Source organism: Pseudomonas sp. NCCP-436 (assembly GCF_019656335.1).
GTDB lineage: Bacteria > Pseudomonadota > Gammaproteobacteria > Pseudomonadales > Pseudomonadaceae > Aquipseudomonas.
In genome coordinates this window covers 174613-191145 of the sequence record NZ_BPLZ01000004.1, presented here as the reverse complement: position 1 = coordinate 191145, position 16533 = coordinate 174613, and the positions used below count along the sequence as shown (strand labels likewise).

Sequence of the window (16533 nt, the reverse complement as noted above, 5' to 3'; positions counted from 1 at the left end):
CATAGCGCTTTGCCGCATAGAGGTGGCCCAGTAGCATCGACCTTGTGCATGTAAGGAGCAAACGATGCGAAGCAAACTGGAAGCCTGTCTCGAGGCCGTCAATGGCGTACTGCTGGGTAAGGAGATGCAGGTTCGTCTGGCTCTGACCTGCCTGTTGGCACGTGGGCACCTGTTGATCGAGGATCTGCCCGGAATGGGCAAGACCACTCTCAGCCATGCTCTGGCGCGGGTGCTGGGGCTGAGCTTCCAGCGTATCCAGTTCACCTCGGATCTGTTGCCCGGCGACATCCTCGGTACCTCGGTGTTCGATAGGGAAAGCGGGCAGTTCATCTTTCATCCGGGGCCGATATTCGCCGAGCTGCTGCTGGCCGACGAGATCAATCGGGCCACGCCGAAGAGCCAGAGCGCCTTGCTTGAGGCCATGGAAGAGGGGCAGGTAACCATCGAGGGCGCTACCCGGCCACTGCCGGAGCCGTTCTTCGTCATCGCCACGCAAAACCCGGTCAGCAGCGGTGGAACATTTGCCCTGCCTGAATCGCAGCTCGACCGCTTTCTCATGCGCCTGTCGCTCGGCTATCCGTCTCAGGCGGCGGAGCGTGCGCTGCTGATGGGCGATGCGCGGCGTGATCTGTTGCCGCGCCTGGAGCCGGTTCTCGATCGTGTCGAACTGGCGCGGATCCAGGCCGAGGTGCCACGAATTCGCGCCAGTGATGCGCTTGTCGACTATGTGCTGCGGCTGGTCGAGGCCACCCGTAGTCAGCCGCAATTCGCCTGGGGGGTGTCGCCCCGTGCCAGTCTGGCACTGCTGGCGGCAGCAAGGGCCTGGGCCCTGTTGGCCGAGCGCGACTACGTAATCCCCGAGGACGTACAGGCCGTGCTGCCTTCGGTGGTGGGGCACCGCTTGCGTGAACGGGCCGATCCGAGTGGTCATGGCGGTGGCAGCCTGGTGCAATGTCTGCTGCGCGAAGTGCCGGCGCTTTGATATGCAGGCAGCGTTGAAACCGCTGTGGCGGCGTTGGCTGGCCCGGCGTATCCCGCCAGCCACCAGCGTGCAGCTGAACCAGCGACGCATCTTTATCCTGCCCAGCCGGATAGGGGTTGCTTTCGCCGGAGTACTGCTGCTGATGTTGCTGGTGGGGATCAACTACCAGAACAGCCTGGCTTACGCTCTTACCTTTCTGCTGTTGTCGGTGTTTGTTGTCACTATCCTGCATACCTACCGTAACCTCTCAGGGCTGGTGCTCAAGGCCGGTGGTGCGTCGGCAGTGTTTGCTGGGGAGCAGGCGTGCCTGCGCGTACGTCTGGAGGGGGGCGAGCGCGGGCATTGTGCTGTGGCGCTGGGTTGGCCGACGGTCGGGCTACAGCTGTGCGATGTGTCGGCCGGCGGGCAGGCTGAGGTCGAGCTGGGTGTGCTGGCGAGCCGGCGCGGATGGATGCGGCCGGAGCGCCTGCGGGTGGAAAGTCGCTTTCCGCTCGGTCTGCTGGTTGCCTGGAGCTGGGTGGATCTGGATCAGGTCGTGCTGGTTTATCCTCAGCCGCTGCCGGGAGATTTGCCTCTGTCGGCCGGCGAGGCCGATGAGCAGGAGGAAGGCATGCGCCTGCGTAATGTCGGCGCCGATGACTTTCTGGGGCTGCGCGACTACCAGCCTGGCGACTCAAGGCGGCGGCTGGACTGGAAAGCCTATTCGCGCGGTCAGGGACTGCTGGTCAAGGATTTCGCCAGTCTTGGCGGGCGCGACCTGTGGCTGGATTTCGATACCTTCGACGGCGATTGCGAGCTGCGCCTGTCGTGCCTGTGCCACTGGGTGCTGGTGCTGAGCGAACGTCGGCAGAGCTTCGGACTGCGCCTGCCTGGCCAGGCGCCGCTTGCCCCGGATACCGGCTCTGACCACCGCGAGGCGTGTCTGCGAGCACTGGCGCTGTTCGGAGAGCCGGTATGAGCCGGTTGCCGGGTATTCCACGGGTAGCGTTGAGCTGGCTGCTGGTGGCGCAGGTTCTGGTGATCCTGCCGCATTTGCTGCACCTGCCGCTGTGGATCAGCCTGCTGTGGCTGGCGGCGGCGGTCTGGCGGGTACGCATTTTTCGCATGCGGGCGGGCTACCCCGGAGCCTGGATCAAAGGCGGATTGTTACTGCTGGTGCTGGCCGGCATTTTCCTGTCGCGCGGCACCCTGGTAGGGTTGGATGCAGCGGTACTGCTGCTGATTGCCACCTTCACTCTGAAACTGCTGGAGATGCGCAGCCGGCGTGATGCTTTGGTGGTGGTCTTTCTTGGTTTCTTCTGCGTGGTCACCGGCTACCTGTTCGAGGACGGTCTGCTGGCTGCGCTCTACAGCCTGCTGCCGGTGACCGCGCTGTTGGCCGCGCTGATCGGTTTGCAGTCTGCGAGTCTGCTCGAGCGACCCTGGCCAACTTTGCGGCTGGCTGGTGGAATGTTGTTGCAAGCCTTGCCGCTGATGCTGATGCTGTTTCTGCTGTTTCCGCGTATCGGACCGTTGTGGTCGCTGCCGATGCCTGGCAACCAGGGTGTCACCGGTCTTTCCGACAGCATGGATCCGGCGGATATAGCACAGCTCAGTCGTTCGCCGGAACTGGTATTTCGGGCCAGCTTCGATGGCCAGCCCCCGGCACGTGAACAGTTGTACTGGCGGGCTCTGACCCTGGAGCATTTCGATGGCCGGCGCTGGTCACGTGGCGCGCGTGGTGAAAGCCCGCGCACGGCAGACTGGCAGCAGCGCGGCGAGCGCCTCGACTACAGCATTGTCATGCAGCCCAGCGGCAAGCCCTGGCTGTTTGCTCTGGATGTGGCCGAGCTGGCACTGGATGATGCGCGAATGATGGAGGACTTCCGCTGGCAGCTGCGGCGTCCGGTGGAGCGTACTCTGCTTTATCAGGCGCATTCCTGGCCGCAGGCCGTGCGCGGCATCAAGGTTGATTCGGCCAGTCTGCAGCGTGCCCTGGCGCTGCCTCGCGAGGGTGACCCGCGCAGTCGCGTCTGGGCCGCCGAGCTGCAGGCCCGTCACTCCAATCCAGACGAACTGGTGGCAGCGCTGCTGCAGCATTTCAATCGTGAGCCTTACGTTTACACCCTGAATCCGCAGCCGCTAGGGCGCGACAGTATCGATGATTTTCTCTTCAACACGCGTCGCGGCTTCTGCGCTCATTATGCCGGGGCGATGACCTTCGTGCTGCGCGCCGCCGGTATTCCGGCGCGGGTTGTGGCCGGTTACCAGGGCGGCGAATTCAATCCGGCCGGCAACTATTTCCAGATACGCCAGTTCGACGCCCATGCCTGGGTCGAATACTGGCAACCGGGCAGTGGCTGGCGCAGTGTCGATCCAACCTTCCAGGTAGCGCCGCAGCGTATCGAGAACGGCTCGCAGGAGGCACTGGCCGGCGAGGAAGGCTTTCTAGGTGATCAGCCATTCTCGCCGTTGCGATACCGCGAGCTGGCCTGGCTCAATCAGTTACGGCTGAGCTGGGATGGCCTAAATTACGGCTGGCAGCGCTGGGTTCTGGGCTATCAGGGTGACCAGCAGCTGCGGTTATTGAATGGCTGGTTCGGTACCCTCGACTGGCAGCGCCTGGCTTTGCTGATCACTGGCGTGATGACGTTGTCGCTGGGGGTGTTGGCTCTTTGGCTCCTGAAACCCTGGCGCCACCGTGCGGATTTGCTGGGGCGACTTTGGCAAGGTTTTGAACGCCAGATGGCCCGCCATGGCGTGCAGCGCCTGCCAGGGGAGGGGGCACGCAGTTTTGCCCGGCGAGCCGCACTTGCCTTACCGCAGCAGGCGCAGCTGATCGAGGCCTTTGCCGATTGCTTTGAGCAGCAACGCTATGCGAGTGCGCCTGCCTCACCGCGGGCTTTGCGGCGGGCCCTGAGGGAGTTGCGCCGGGCGTTGCCATGGCGAGTGCGGCACTAGCATCAGCAGGCAACCTGTTGTGCACACTTGATCCGGCTCATCAACCATGGTCTGGAGTCTGTGCAGGTTCTGCAGGCGCGCCTTCATCTTTGCGATCCTGCGCCCGATAGCATGTCGAGGTGCCGCTGAATGCTCTTTGTCTTGCCAGGCCTGCGCTCGACGGCATTTCCTGCAGAACCTAAGATGGACAGCCTTGACCTGTCATGAGGTGTATATGCGCTTTTCCGAGATGCTCGAAGCTGTGCGCCGTGACCCTGCAGCGGTGGTGATACCGGCGCAGTGGGGGCAGGGCCGGGCGAGTTTCGGTGGACTGGTGGTGGCACTGGCTTACGAGGCATTGCGTGCGCGGGTTCCGAAGGGGCGGGCGCTGCGTTCGCTGGCTACCACCTTTGTCGGCCCGGTGGCCGCCGATACGGCTTTGGAGCTGCAGGTCGAAGTGTTGCGTGAGGGCAGCTCGGTCAGTCAGCTGTGTCTGCGGGCGATCCAGAATGGCCAGGTGATGACGCTGGTACAGGCCAGCTTTGGAGCGGCGCGCACTTCCAACGTGATGGTCGAGGCTTTGCCGGCTCCGCAGATCGCACCTCCCGAGGACTGCCGCGAGCTGCCCTTCATCCCCGGGGTGACGCCGGCTTTCACCCGTTACCTGGCCATGCGCTGGGGGCTTGGCGGTATGCCATTCAGCCATGACAGATCGCGCCAGATGGGCGGCTGGGTACGGCTGCGTGACGAGCCAGTGGTGCAGACTATGACCGAGGCACATTTGCTTGCGCTGGTCGACGCCTGGCCGCCGGCGGTTTTGTCGCACCTCAGGCAGCCTGCGCCTGGCAGTTCGCTGACCTGGACTATCGAGTTCGTCCAGCCGCTGCCGCAGCTGAACACTGACGACTGGTGTCTGTACCGGGCCGAAATTGAACATGCCCGCGACGGCTACGGCCATGTGGCGGCAGGGTTGTGGAGCGCAGCCGGCGAACTGATCGCCCTGAGCCGGCAGACGGTCACCGTGTTTGGCTGAGCTGGGTGCGCTCTGATCCATAAGAACCACGGGCGGCAGGGGCCGCCGCCCGCTGGATGCCTTACAAACGCAACTGACTGATTGCCTGACTCAGTTCTTCGGCCAATTGGGCCAACTGCTGACTGGTAGCCGCGGTTTCCACGGTCTGTGCCACGGTCTGCTCGGTGACGTCGCGGATGCCCACAACCGAGCGGCTCATTTCCTCTGCCACCTGGCTTTGCTGGTTGGCAGCCACGGCAATCTGCGTGTTGCTGTCACGCATCAGGGCCACGGCAGCGGTGATGGCCGCCAGCGACTCGCCCGCTTCCTGCGCCAGTTGCACGCAGTGGTTGGCGTTCTCCGAGCTTTCGCGCATGAATTCCACGGCGTCGCGGCTGCCGGCCTGAAGGCTGCCGATCATCTGGGTGATCTCGTCGGTGGAGTCCTGTACGCGCTTGGCCAGATTGCGTACTTCGTCAGCCACCACGGCGAAACCACGGCCCATTTCGCCGGCCCGGGCCGCCTCGATGGCGGCGTTGAGGGCGAGCAGGTTGGTCTGCTCGGCAATGCCGTGGATCACGCCCACTACGCGACTGATGTCCTGACTGTCCTCGGCCAGTCGTTCGATGCTACCGGCACTCTGGCGCACGCCCTGGGACAGGGCGGCGATGGACTGTTCGACTCGTTCGACCACCCGTTGGCCGGCGCGGGCCAGTTGATCGGCGTTGTGCGATTGATCACGGGTGGTAGCCGCATGTTCGGCAATGTGCTGCACCGTAGCGGACATTTCGTTGATGGCAGTGGCTGCCTGATCGGTCTCGCTTTGCTGGCTGAGCATGCCCTGACGCACGCTGTTCATGCGCTCGGCCATGCTGCGAGTACCACCGTTCAATTGGGAGGCAACTTCGCCGACGGTGCCGACTACGCGTTGGTAGCCAGCCTGCATGGCGTTGAAGGCTGCGGCCATCTGACCGACTTCGTCACGGCTGTTGAGAGGGGCACGTAGTGACAGGTCGCCACTGCGCTCGGCTTGCAGCATCACGTCCTTGAGGCGGTTCAGGTGTACCAGCAGGAAGCGGATCAGCAACTGCGAGGCAGCCAGCAGCAGGAGCATCAGCACGGCGACGGCCACGGCATAGGCTGGGGCATGCTCGGTGAACAGGTTCAGCAGACTGGGCACGCGGGCCAGTACGGCCACCTGGCGGCCGTCGGCGAGGGCAACGCGCTGGGCGCCGACGATTGGATGGTCGCCAAACAGGGTATCGTGCTCCAGCACCTGCCAACCGCTGGCATCGGCTGCGCCGCGGGCGCCAGGCAAGCTGGCATTGCCCTGTAGCTGTTGCAGCCCGGGCAGGGCAGGTAGTGACGTATCCTTGGGCCAGTGGCGCAATAGTTGCGCCTGCTCAACAGCAGCCTGGCGGGCATCGATAGTGCGTGCCTGCTGCTCGGTATGCAGTGCGAACAGCACCAGCATCAGGGTGATGACGAAAACGACGGCGTTCACCGCCCAGAATTTGTACTTGAGAGAAAGATCGCTGATCCAGGCACTCATGCTGTAGTTATCCGTCTCGCTGTGGCCGGTATTGGCTAAATGCTATCAGCAGTATGAGTCGGCTGCTGCCCCGGATTCTTGATGTCCATCAATGCATATCGTTGTCAGGCTCTAGAGTATGGTCGGCAAGGTGAAGAATGCGCGAGCGCATGCCGTAGTCTGTTGCGCCAGGGTTTGTTCGCTTTGTCCCCGGTGTCTGGCTACCTCACGCAGAACCTCGCCGAGAAACGCCGGTTCGTTGCGTCCACTACGTGGTTTGGGACGCAGCGTGCGCGGCAGCAGAAAAGGTGCATCGGTTTCCAGCATCAGCCGGTTGGCCGGAATGTCGCCGAGCAGTGGATGCAGATGTGTGCCGCGTCGTTCGTCGCAGACCCAGCCGGTGATGCCGATGTGCAGATCGAGATCCAGATAGCCGTAGAGGGCGCAGCGCTCGCCGGTAAAACAGTGCAGGACGGCAGCCGGCAGGCGGTCTCGGAATTCGCGGAGGATCTCCAGCATGCGCTGGCTGGCGTTGCGTTCATGGAGGAATACCGGCATCTGTAGTTCGACGGCCAGCGCCAGTTGCTCCTCAAGTGCGCGAACTTGTGCCGGGCGAGGCGAGAAGTCGCGGTCGAAGTCCAACCCGCATTCGCCGACAGCGCGTACCTGCGACTCAGTCAGTAATGCCCGCAGTGCCGAACTGCTGTTGCCATCCCAACTGGCAGCATCGTGCGGATGTACGCCGGCAGTGCTGAACAGGCGCTGGCCGCTCGCATCCAGCTGGTGGCAGAGTTCGAGGCTTTCACGGCTTTCGGACAGGCTGGTGCCGGTGAGGATCATCTGGCACACACCGGCGGCATAGGCTCTTTCCAGCAGTTCCGGAGCCTGGCTGGCGAGGCTTGGATGAGAGAGGTTGACAGCGATATCGATGAGTTGCATGACTTCACCTTGACAGCTCGGATGGTGAGCATAGCAGACACTGGCCGTTCGTCTGAAAAGGCAGGAAAAACAATGGCTTGATGACTGCTTGGCAAGGTCGCACAGCGTCCGGGGTGGCGCAGTGGCGCCTGCCTGTGCCACTCTCCGCGCCTCGGCGGGCTTAGAGGAACTTGCCCGAGTGGAGGCGGTCTGTCGCGCGTCGGCGGATCGTCGGCGACGAACCCTGAGCGAGCTGGGCGGCCGGATGCCGCTGCTGGAGAATCGATGCCGCGATTGCTACTGATCCTCTGCCTTCTGGCCATGCTGCCGCTGCCTGTCAGCGCGCGCCTGGCCGGCCCGCAGGAAGTAAGTAGCCCGGTTCGCAGCGTCCGTGATCTGCCGGCGATTCGCAGCAGCGGAGAATTGCGCGTGCTAGTCAACCAGAGTCGCAACAGCTCGGGTAGCGTGCGCGGGCAGGGCATTGGTGTGGAATATCACCGGTTGCGGGCGTTCGAGCAGTACCTTAACCGCAATGCCAGAGAAGGCCGAAGGCTGACCTTGAAGATCATCCCCAAGGCCAAGGATCAGTTGCTTGGCGCTCTGCTGCGCGGTGAGGGCGATCTGGTCGCCCCGGGGGAGCTGCTCAACGTGCGCACCGGGCACGATGTCAGTGCCAGTGCAGCTATCCGCCGCAATGTACCCTTGGTACTGGTTTCCAAGCAGGGCAACCGGCATTACCGCGATCTCGATCAACTGGCCGGACGCAGCCTGTCGTTGCCTGCTGGTAGTGCTGTAGGTGAGGCTCTGCGCGAGATCAATCGGCAACTGGCAGCGCGCAAGCTGCCGCCTATCGTGATCGAGTGGGTGGATCCGACTCTGGCGGTGGAGGATGTGCTGGAGATGGTGCAGGCCGGCATCTTCGAGCGTACCGCGGTAGAGCTGCCGATCGCCGAGCGTTGGGCCAAGGTGATGCCCAAGCTGCGAATTGACCGTCATCTGGTACTGGCCGAGGGGGGGGAGATGAAGTGGTTTGTGCGTCCCGATACCCCGATTCTGCGAGCCAGCATCGACCGCTTCTTCAGCCAGTATCAGAGCCCCGCTGACCAGGATGCGGCTTTCCAGCGGGTTTACCGGCGACTGTATAAGGTGCATTCGCCCCTTGGCCGCGTCGAGCGTCAGCGTCTGGAAAAGGTGCGCTCCGTACTCCAGACACATGCCAGGCAGCAGGGGTTCGACTGGCTGCTGCTGGCGGCGCTGGCGTTCAAGGAGTCTACCCTCAATCCGGCGGCCCGAGGTGCCAACGGAGCTACAGGGCTGATGCAAGTCACTCCGGTGGCTGCGCGCAGCGTCGGGGTAAGTGACATCCATACCCTGGATGGGAATGTCCGCGCCAGCAGTCGCTATCTGGCGATGATCCGGCGCAACTTCTTCAACAGCCCACAGCTTAACGAGCGTGAACGTATAGCCTTTGTACTGGCCGGCTACAATCTCGGCCCACAGCGGGTACAGAGCCTGCGAGCCGAGGCGCGTAGGCAGGGGCTTAATCCCAATCAGTGGTTCTTCCAGGTGGAGCGGGTAGCCATGGAGCAGGTTGGCATGGGTGTGGTGAGCTATGTCAACTCGGTCAACAAGTACTACCTTGCTTATGACCGCGAGCGTTATCTGCTGGAACCATAGACGTCGCGACTGTCCTTATACTGATATCCAATTATTCGATTATTTTTAGTAATTAAATGCAGTTTTATTATCGAATAATGTGGATATTCTGGGCCCCCAACCCAATAAAGGAAGCTCTGCCATGAATCACCTCATCAAACGCATCACCATCAGTCACGCGGGCTATGGCATTACCCTGCTGCGCATCGTCGCTGGCCTGACCTTCGCAGCCCATGGGGCGCAGAAGCTGTTCGGCTGGTTCGGCGGCTATGGCCTGAGCGGCACCGGCCAGTGGATGGAGAGCATCGGTCTGGCTCCTGGCTTTCTGATGGCGCTACTGGCAGGTAGTGGTGAGTTTTTCGGTGGTTTGGCGTTGATTCTCGGGTTGCTGGTGCGCCCGGCCAGTGTGGTGCTGTCGACTGCCATGCTGGTGGCGATCTTCGCAGTGCATATCGGCAACGGCTTCTTCATGAGCAACAACGGCTATGAATATGCGCTGGTGCTGCTGGCCATCAGCTTGGCACTGCTGTCTGAGGGGGGCGGTCGACTGTCGCTGGACGAGAGACTGTCGCGCTAAGACGACATCATTGCTTCATCAATAAGGCCCGCCATGCGCGGGCCTTATTGTGTTGGAGAACTCAGTCGCTGGCTTGCTGTTCGCTCTTCTTTTCCTGTGCTACTACCTGTTGGGCCAGTTCGATTATCTGCTCTCGCATCCAGCGGTTGGCCGGATCCTGATCCGTGCTCTCGTGCCAGTAAAGATGGGTCTCCAGTGTCGGCACGTCACTGACCGGCAGGCTTACGTGATGCAGATTGTGGCGACGGGCAAAGCGCTCGGGCACGGTCATCACCAGATCCGTCTGCTGCATCACGCTGTTGGCCATCAGGTAATGCTGCGAGCGCAGCACGATCTTGCGCTGGATGCCCATTTTCCCCAGCGCCAGATCCACGTAGCCGAGGCCACTACGCCGGCTGGAGATGTGGATATGTGACAGCGACAGGTATTCATCGAGGCTGATTTGCTCCTTGGCCATGGGGTGCCCCGGGCGCATGGCGCAGACGTAACTGTCGTCCAGTAGTTTCACGTGGCGCACCTGCGGATCCGTGTTGAGCGGGGCGTCGACGGCGAAGTCCAGGCGACCGGCGGCCAGCTCTTTGGTGGTTTCCCGGCGCTTGGCCAGGAAGCTCTCAATACTGACACTGGGCGCCAGGCGGCGCAGACGCTGGAACAGCGGCGGCAGGAGGATCTGCTCGGAGAGGTCGGCCATGCTGATGCGGTAGGTCTTGCTGGCCTGTTGCGGGTTGAAGGTGCGACTTTCCTGTACCGATATGCGCAGGAGCTGCAGTGCATTGCGTACCGGGCCGATGATGTTCTGCGCCATCGGGGTCGGCACCATGCCCTGCGCGGTACGCACGAAAAGCGGGTCATTGAAGGTTTCGCGCAGGCGGGCGAGGGCGTTGGATACTGCCGGCTGGGTGATGCCGACAATCTGTCCGGCACGCGTCAGATTGGCCTCGGTGTAAATGGCGTCAAAGACGATGAAGAGGTTGAGATCCACCTTGGTCAGGTTCATGCCGGCAGTGCTCCAGAGGGGCAGGATCAGTTATCTATATATAAATTATGAATCTTCATCGATATTGAAAATAGACTAGGTAAATCTTAAGTGCTGTTCTAGCATCATTTCCACAACCACACATCCTCTGTTCCAAACTGCCCTCCGAAAGGTACTCCCATGGATTTTGCCTATTCCCCCAAGGTTCAAGAGCTGCGTGAGCGCGTGACGGCGTTCATGGAGGCGCATGTCTATCCGGCTGAAGCCTTGTTCGAGCAGCAGGTGGCCGAGGGTGATCGCTGGCAGCCCACCGCGATCATGGAAGAGCTCAAAAACAGGGCCAAGGCAGAGGGCCTGTGGAACCTGTTTCTGCCTGATTCGCAATACGGTGCCGGCCTGAGCAATACTGAATACGCGCCGCTTGCCGAGATCATGGGGCGCTCACTGATTGGCCCGGAGCCGTTCAACTGTGCCGCACCGGATACCGGCAACATGGAGGTGCTGGTGCGCTATGGCAGTGCTGAGCAGAAGCGCCAGTGGCTGGAGCCGCTACTCGACGGCAGTATTCGCTCCGCTTTTGCCATGACCGAACCGGCAGTGGCCTCGTCCGACGCCACCAACATGCAGGCCAGCGCCCGCCGCGAAGGTGACGAGTGGGTGATCAACGGCCGCAAATGGTGGACATCCGGTGCCTGCGATCCGCGCTGCAAGGTGATGATCTTTATGGGGCTGACCAACCCTGACGCACCCCGCCACCAGCAGCACTCGATGATTCTGGTGCCGATGGATGCTCCGGGCGTGAAGGTGCTGCGTCCGCTGCCAGTATTCGGCTATGACGATGCGCCGCATGGCCATGCCGAGGTGCTGTTCGAGAATGTGCGGGTGCCTTACGAGAACGTCATTCTCGGGGAGGGGTGCGGTTTTGAAATCGCCCAGGGGCGTCTCGGCCCGGGGCGCATTCATCACTGCATGCGCTCGATCGGTATGGCCGAGCGCGCACTGGAGTTGATGTGCAAGCGTGCCATCAGTCGTAGCGCCTTTGGCAAGCCGCTGGCCCGGCTCGGTGGCAACATCGATCTGATTGCCGACTCGCGGATGGAGATCAACCAGGCGCGCCTGTTGACGCTTAACGCCGCCTACATGATGGACACGGTGGGCAACAAGGTCGCCGCCAGCGAGATCGCCCAGATCAAGGTGGTGGCGCCAAATGTGGCATTGCGGGTGATCGACCGGGCAATTCAGATGCACGGTGGTGCAGGAGTCTCCGGTGATTTTCCGCTGGCTTACTGGTATGCCATGCAGCGAACCCTGCGCCTGGCCGACGGCCCGGACGAGGTGCACCGGGCCGCCATTGGCAAGTATGAAATCGGCAAGTACGTGCCGCGTGAGATGATGAAGGCCGGTCGCTGAAGGAAGCCAACCCGGCGTATCTCAGGAGGTCTTGCCCGCTCCCGGCTGTGCTTGCAGCAGCCAGTCGCGACGCATGTGCAACTGCGCGGCGAAGGCGCGTGCAGCGTTTTCGTCGCGAAAGCTCAGGGTGCGCCGGCCGAGACGCACCACCCAGAGCCTTTGGCCCTGCTGTTCGATGCACTCAATGCTGACTTCGGGCATCACGCCTCTCCTCATGACTTTCCGGGCTGGCCGCCATGGCTGCTGTGCTAGTTCGCTGTCTTGTGGTTGCGGGTTTTGATCAGCGACAACAGGACACCGCCGGCCAGCAGGCCCAAGGTTACGCCAAGAGAGAGCAGGGCGGGAACCTTGACCAGATCGTGCAAAAAGATCTTGCCGCCGATATACATCAGCACCAGTGCCAGGGCGTACTGCAGGTAGATGAAGCGGTGCATCAGCGCGGCCAGGGCGAAGTACAGCGAGCGCAGGCCGAGGATGGCGAAGATGTTGGACGTATAGACGATGAAGGGATCCTGAGAAATGGACAATACGGCCGGTACGCTGTCCACGGCGAATACCAGGTCGGCCAGTTCGATCAGCACCAGCGACAGCAGCAGTGGGGTGGCATAGAGCATCATCCGGCCGCTTTGCGGATCCTTCAGGCGAACCAGGAAACGGCCACCGTGGTAGTCGTCGGTAACGCGCATGTGGCGGCGGACAAAAAGGATGAAGCGATTGTTGTCCAGATCCGGGTGCTCGTCCTCGTCATTCTTGCGCAGCATCTTGATGCCGCTGAACAGAAGGAAAGCACCGAACAGGTAGAGGATCCAGTCGAATTCCTGCACCAGTGCAGTACCCAGGCCAATCATGATGGCGCGCAGCACTATCACTCCGAGAATGCCCCAGAACAGTACGCGGTGCTGGAATTTGCGCGGGATGTTGAAGTAACCGAGGATCATCGCCATGACGAACACATTGTCCATCGACAGCGACTGTTCGACGAGAAGGCCGGTGTAGTACTCCATGGCCTTGGTGGCGCCGAGCTGCCACCAGATCCAGCCGCCGAAGGCGACCCCGACGCTGAAGTAGCCACTGTACAGCAGCAGGCTTTCGCGCATGCCGATCTCGTGGTTGTCGCGGTGTAGCACCCCGAGATCCAGTACCAGCAGGATGAGGATCAGTGTCAGGAACGCCAGCCAGAACCAGCCGGGGGTGCCGAAGTAAGAGGTAGTGAAATAGGCAAGCAGAGCGTCCATGAGCCCTCCCTTATGTCTGCCTGAGTTGATGTTCGACTCAGTGACTCCGACATCACGGTGAGAGGCTCACCGCCAGAGGGGCCCGGCGTCACGCGGCGACAAGGCTACCTCTGGCCGAGGCTTCTGCCAAGTATCGGGCGGGATATTTCAGCGAACCCATACCTCTACCCGGCGGTTGCGCTGACGACCCTGGGTTTCACTGTTGGTGGCCACCGGCAGCTCGTCGCCGAGACCGATGATTTCCTGCGGATGCAGGTCGTGTCGGGCCAACTCGCGGCGTACTGCCATGGCTCTGAGGCGCGAGAGCAGCTCGGCGCGCTGCGGATCATTTTTTAGGTCGCCAAAGCCCACCAGGATGATCTGCCGTTGAGTCGACTGACGCTTGAGATAGCTCGCCACCCGTTGCAGATCGCGGCGGGCCTTGTTGTCCAGGTTGGCACTGCCTTCCTGAAAGCGAAAGTTCACCGACAGGCGCTGTGCCTGCCCGGCCAGTTGGCGATAGCGTGGTGGCATGTCCGTTTCCACGGGCACCTGGATTGGACGCACCGTCTGGGCGATGAAACCGTTGCGCTCGACGATGGCCTGGCCCTGCGGGCCCTGAGTGAAGTCGATCAGGGCGTGTACCCAGGGACTGTCACTTTGTTCCGGGGCGTAGAAGAACAGGCGGCGCGACAGGGGGTAGTCCTCGGTGGCGATCAGGCTGCTGCTAGGCTGCATCGGCAGTGAGTCGCCGGAGACGATGGCCACGGCCTTGGCCTGGCGCACGTAGGGCAGGCCAATGAAGCCGATTCCCTGTGGATCGCTGCTCACCGCCTCGGAAAGCCTGTCGCTGGACTCGAAGCGCTGTGTCTGCAGCGACAGTTTGCGTCCCCGTGGGGCAAGAACCAGCTCGCTGAAGGTGTCGTAGGTACCGGAGTTGTCATCCCGGGCATAAAGGTGCACGGCGCCGGGGCGGCCACCCAGCACGGCCCAGTCACTGATTTCGCCGGCGAACAGCCGGGCCACCTGCGTCACGCTGAGGGTATCGAGGGGATTGTCCGGATGCAGGATGACGGCCAGGCCGTCGATGGCGATGACCTGCTCGGCCGCGGGGCTGCGCATATTGCCCAGCGCCTGCAGGCGGTGAGCTTCGGCATCCTTGATCGGGCGCGAGGCTGCGGCCAGATCAGCGCTGCCGTCGAGCAGGGCGGAAAAGCCAGTGCCCGAGCCGTGCGCGGCAATCTGCGCGACTACCTGGCGGCCTCCCGGAGTGCGTGCGAGAACGCGTTGTTCATTTTCTAGCGTGCCCGGTTCGAGGCGGATCTGCTGCAGGCCGGCTTGCTCAAACAGCCCCTGTACCAGCGCTGGACCGAGTTGGGCGCCGATGGTGTTGGAACCCTGGATGCGCAGCACCGGGACATCCTCCGGGGGAACGGGCAGTGAAGCTGAGACGCTGATGGGCAGGGCGAGGATGGCAAGCAACAGCGCGCGGCATCGGCCGCGCGGGAGTAGCGAGGGTGTGCGCGACATGCGAGAGGCACCTTCCTGAGAACCACTGAAAGTGCCGCGCAGAATAAGTCAGTCAGGTTGCAGAAATGTGATGCTCGGGCTTTTCAACGGCCGGGTTTAGGCCAGTTCCAGCCAGATCGGGGCGTGATCCGAGGGCTTCTCCATGCCACGCAGCTCGTAGTCGATGCCGGCTGCGTGGAGTCGCGGTTTGAGGGCCTGGCTGGCGAGGATCACATCGATGCGCAGGCCGCGGCGCGGATCGTCCTCGAAGCCGCGACTGCGGTAGTCGAACCAGCTGAAGCGATCATTCACCTGCGGGTGCAGATGCCGGAAGCTGTCCACCAGCCCCCAGTCCTTCAGTTTACCCAGCCATTCGCGTTCTTCCGGCAGGAAGCTGCATTTGCCGGTTTTCAGCCAGCGCAGGCGATTGGCTTCGCCGATGCCGATATCGCAGTCCTCGGGACTGATGTTGATGTCGCCCATCACCACCAGCGGCTGCTGCGGGTCGAAACGCTCCACCAGCAGCTGTTGCAGATCAGCATAGAAGCGTTGTTTGGCTGGGAACTTCGACGGATGGCTGCGGTTCTCGCCTTGAGGGAAATAGCCGTTCATTACTGTGATCGGCTGGCCGTCGGCGTCGGCAAAGGTGCCATAGATGAAGCGCCGCTGGGCGTCCTCGGCATCACCGGGGAAGCCCTTATGCAGGCTCAGGGGCTCGTGGCGCGAGAGCAGAGCAACGCCATAATGGCCTTTCTGGCCGTGGTAGTGCACGTGGTAGCCAAGCTGACGGATTTCCCCTTCTGGGAACTGCTCGTCGGCCACCTTGGTTTCCTGTAGGCCGATGATATCCGGCTGATGCTTGGCGATCAGGGCTTCGAGCTGATGAGGGCGGGCGCGCAGGCCATTGATGTTGAAGGAAACGATTTTCATCGGCGGCGAGTCCTGAGCAAAAGGGTGATGCTAGCCGATCTGCAGCGCCGACAGCCAGCGCCTGGCGGTTCTCCGGGGCTGTGCTAGGGTCTGTAAAAAGTAGCCAGAGGCACTCCGCCAGGACAGTCAGACAGTTCGTCGTACGCAACTGCTTTCGATAAGAGTGCCGGTCGCCTGATCGAACGATAACGACAGAGGTTTGCCATGCCCCATCATGCCCCGGCCGAGATACGTATGCTCCATGGCGGTTATGCCCGGGAGGTACGTTCGCTGCTGTATCACGCCTACCGCCACGAACCCACCTTCGCCTATCTGTTCGAGGCCGAACGGCCCGGCTATGACCAGCGGGTGCGGGCAACGATCCGCGAACTGGTTCAGCGACACTTCGACGAGGAGCTGCCGGCCATCGGCCAGTTGCTTGATGATCGTCTGATTGGCGCGGCGCTGATCGCCCCGCCGCAGCGCCGCCTGGATATTACCGATAGTTGGAGCTGGCGCCTGCGTATGCTGTTGAGTACCGGTTTTCGTTGCACCCGGCGCTATCTTGACTATCACCATGCCGTGCTGGCCAGTTTGCCGCCCGGGCCTTATCACATACTCCCGCTGATCGGGGTACATCCGGAGTTTCAGGGGCAGCAGCGTGGCGAACAACTGCTGGAAGCGTTGCACGACTGGTGCGCTGAAGATGCCGATTCGCAGGGTGTGGTGCTGGATACCGGCAATGCTCGTTACCTGGACTTCTACCGTCGCCACGGATATGAGGAAGTCAGTGAACTGGCCATAGGGCCGGTGGTCGAACATGTGTTCTTCCACCCCAACCCGCAGCCGGTGGTACGTGCCAGCATCTGAAGTTGCAATGGTACGCGCCTGATACGCTGCGTCTGGTAAGCCTAACGCAG

Annotated in this window: 15 protein-coding genes; 8 read left to right on the top strand and 7 right to left on the bottom strand. The window is 62.1% G+C overall.

Going from position 1 to position 16533, the window contains the following annotated elements:
* Window positions 1–64 precede the first annotated feature (64 nt).
* The 4 genes from NCCP436_RS06690 (at window position 65) to NCCP436_RS06675 (ending at window position 4934) form a co-directional block, all read left to right on the top strand.
* On the top strand, window positions 65–982 hold the full coding sequence (locus NCCP436_RS06690) for a MoxR family ATPase (protein WP_220803199.1): 918 nt from the start codon (window positions 65–67) through the stop codon (window positions 980–982).
* A 1-nt stretch (window position 983) separates the two neighbouring features.
* Window positions 984–1940 (top strand): DUF58 domain-containing protein, encoded by a 957-nt coding sequence (locus tag NCCP436_RS06685; RefSeq protein ID WP_220803197.1) that lies wholly within the window; start codon window positions 984–986, stop codon window positions 1938–1940.
* On the top strand, window positions 1937–3922 hold the full coding sequence (locus NCCP436_RS06680; RefSeq protein ID WP_309295053.1) for a DUF3488 and transglutaminase-like domain-containing protein: 1986 nt from the start codon (window positions 1937–1939) through the stop codon (window positions 3920–3922). The genes NCCP436_RS06685 and NCCP436_RS06680 overlap by 4 nt, the downstream gene beginning before the upstream one ends.
* 214 nt (window positions 3923–4136) lie before the next feature.
* On the top strand, window positions 4137–4934 hold the full coding sequence (locus tag NCCP436_RS06675; RefSeq protein WP_220803195.1) for an acyl-CoA thioesterase II: 798 nt from the start codon (window positions 4137–4139) through the stop codon (window positions 4932–4934).
* A 61-nt stretch (window positions 4935–4995) separates the two neighbouring features.
* Here NCCP436_RS06675 and NCCP436_RS06670 read toward each other — a convergent pair whose 3' ends face one another.
* Both NCCP436_RS06670 and NCCP436_RS06665 read right to left on the bottom strand, forming a co-directional pair.
* The gene (locus NCCP436_RS06670; RefSeq protein WP_220803194.1) at window positions 4996–6465 is read right to left on the bottom strand and encodes a methyl-accepting chemotaxis protein; all 1470 of its coding nucleotides are present in this window, start codon (window positions 6463–6465) and stop codon (window positions 4996–4998) included.
* Window positions 6466–6576: 111 nt separating this feature from the next.
* Window positions 6577–7383, bottom strand: coding sequence for a TatD family hydrolase (locus tag NCCP436_RS06665; RefSeq protein WP_220803191.1), 807 nt, complete (start codon window positions 7381–7383; stop codon window positions 6577–6579).
* A gap of 264 nt (window positions 7384–7647) precedes the next feature.
* Here NCCP436_RS06665 and NCCP436_RS06660 point away from each other — a divergent pair, with 264 nt between their 5' ends.
* Both NCCP436_RS06660 and NCCP436_RS06655 read left to right on the top strand, forming a co-directional pair.
* Entirely contained in the window at window positions 7648–9039 is a 1392-nt protein-coding gene (locus tag NCCP436_RS06660) for a transglycosylase SLT domain-containing protein (protein ID WP_220803190.1), read from the top strand.
* 121 nt (window positions 9040–9160) lie between these two features.
* Entirely contained in the window at window positions 9161–9595 is a 435-nt protein-coding gene (locus tag NCCP436_RS06655) for a DoxX family protein (RefSeq protein ID WP_220803188.1), read from the top strand.
* Window positions 9596–9656: 61 nt separating this feature from the next.
* Here the strand turns inward: NCCP436_RS06655 and NCCP436_RS06650 are convergent, their stop codons facing one another.
* Entirely contained in the window at window positions 9657–10592 is a 936-nt protein-coding gene (locus tag NCCP436_RS06650; RefSeq protein WP_220803186.1) for a LysR family transcriptional regulator, read from the bottom strand.
* Between the two features lie 159 nt (window positions 10593–10751).
* Here NCCP436_RS06650 and NCCP436_RS06645 point away from each other — a divergent pair, with 159 nt between their 5' ends.
* The gene (locus tag NCCP436_RS06645) at window positions 10752–11981 is read left to right on the top strand and encodes an acyl-CoA dehydrogenase (RefSeq protein WP_220803184.1); all 1230 of its coding nucleotides are present in this window, start codon (window positions 10752–10754) and stop codon (window positions 11979–11981) included.
* A 21-nt stretch (window positions 11982–12002) separates the two neighbouring features.
* Here NCCP436_RS06645 and NCCP436_RS06640 read toward each other — a convergent pair whose 3' ends face one another.
* The 4 genes from NCCP436_RS06640 to xthA all read right to left on the bottom strand — a co-directional run bounded on the left by NCCP436_RS06640 (window position 12003) and on the right by xthA (window position 15634).
* Window positions 12003–12182, bottom strand: coding sequence for a hypothetical protein (locus tag NCCP436_RS06640; protein WP_220803182.1), 180 nt, complete (start codon window positions 12180–12182; stop codon window positions 12003–12005).
* A 47-nt stretch (window positions 12183–12229) separates the two neighbouring features.
* Window positions 12230–13216 carry a TerC family protein gene (locus NCCP436_RS06635; RefSeq protein WP_220803180.1) on the bottom strand — a complete coding sequence of 329 codons (987 nt, stop codon included), beginning with the start codon at window positions 13214–13216 and terminating at the stop codon, window positions 12230–12232.
* A 147-nt stretch (window positions 13217–13363) separates the two neighbouring features.
* Window positions 13364–14725: a substrate-binding domain-containing protein gene (locus tag NCCP436_RS06630; RefSeq protein ID WP_220803178.1), complete on the bottom strand. Its 1362-nt coding sequence runs from the start codon at window positions 14723–14725 to the stop codon at window positions 13364–13366.
* A 96-nt stretch (window positions 14726–14821) separates the two neighbouring features.
* Entirely contained in the window at window positions 14822–15634 is an 813-nt protein-coding gene (gene xthA, locus NCCP436_RS06625) for an exodeoxyribonuclease III (protein ID WP_220803177.1), read from the bottom strand.
* 204 nt (window positions 15635–15838) lie between these two features.
* On the opposite strand from xthA, the gene NCCP436_RS06620 reads away from it, so the two are divergent.
* Window positions 15839–16483 (top strand): N-acetyltransferase, encoded by a 645-nt coding sequence (locus NCCP436_RS06620; protein WP_220803175.1) that lies wholly within the window; start codon window positions 15839–15841, stop codon window positions 16481–16483.
* Window positions 16484–16533: the final 50 nt, after the last annotated feature.

Bases quoted from the DNA above. Each gene is read 5' to 3' on its own strand.
- NCCP436_RS06685 (WP_220803197.1), top strand. From the start codon at position 984: ATGCAGGCAGCGTTGAAACCGCTGTGGCGGCGTTGGCTGGCCCGGCGT.
- NCCP436_RS06675 (WP_220803195.1), top strand. From the start codon at position 4,137: ATGCGCTTTTCCGAGATGCTCGAAGCTGTGCGCCGTGACCCTGCAGCG.
- NCCP436_RS06655 (WP_220803188.1), top strand. From the start codon at position 9,161: ATGAATCACCTCATCAAACGCATCACCATCAGTCACGCGGGCTATGGC.
- NCCP436_RS06620 (WP_220803175.1), top strand. From the start codon at position 15,839: ATGCCCCATCATGCCCCGGCCGAGATACGTATGCTCCATGGCGGTTAT.
- NCCP436_RS06690 (WP_220803199.1), top strand. From the start codon at position 65: ATGCGAAGCAAACTGGAAGCCTGTCTCGAGGCCGTCAATGGCGTACTG.
- NCCP436_RS06635 (WP_220803180.1), bottom strand. From the start codon at position 13,216: ATGGACGCTCTGCTTGCCTATTTCACTACCTCTTACTTCGGCACCCCC.
- NCCP436_RS06630 (WP_220803178.1), bottom strand. From the start codon at position 14,725: ATGTCGCGCACACCCTCGCTACTCCCGCGCGGCCGATGCCGCGCGCTG.
- xthA (WP_220803177.1), bottom strand. From the start codon at position 15,634: ATGAAAATCGTTTCCTTCAACATCAATGGCCTGCGCGCCCGCCCTCAT.
- NCCP436_RS06645 (WP_220803184.1), top strand. From the start codon at position 10,752: ATGGATTTTGCCTATTCCCCCAAGGTTCAAGAGCTGCGTGAGCGCGTG.
- NCCP436_RS06670 (WP_220803194.1), bottom strand. From the start codon at position 6,465: ATGAGTGCCTGGATCAGCGATCTTTCTCTCAAGTACAAATTCTGGGCG.
- NCCP436_RS06665 (WP_220803191.1), bottom strand. From the start codon at position 7,383: ATGCAACTCATCGATATCGCTGTCAACCTCTCTCATCCAAGCCTCGCC.
- NCCP436_RS06650 (WP_220803186.1), bottom strand. From the start codon at position 10,592: ATGAACCTGACCAAGGTGGATCTCAACCTCTTCATCGTCTTTGACGCC.
- NCCP436_RS06660 (WP_220803190.1), top strand. From the start codon at position 7,648: ATGCCGCGATTGCTACTGATCCTCTGCCTTCTGGCCATGCTGCCGCTG.
- NCCP436_RS06680 (WP_309295053.1), top strand. From the start codon at position 1,937: ATGAGCCGGTTGCCGGGTATTCCACGGGTAGCGTTGAGCTGGCTGCTG.
- NCCP436_RS06640 (WP_220803182.1), bottom strand. From the start codon at position 12,182: ATGCCCGAAGTCAGCATTGAGTGCATCGAACAGCAGGGCCAAAGGCTC.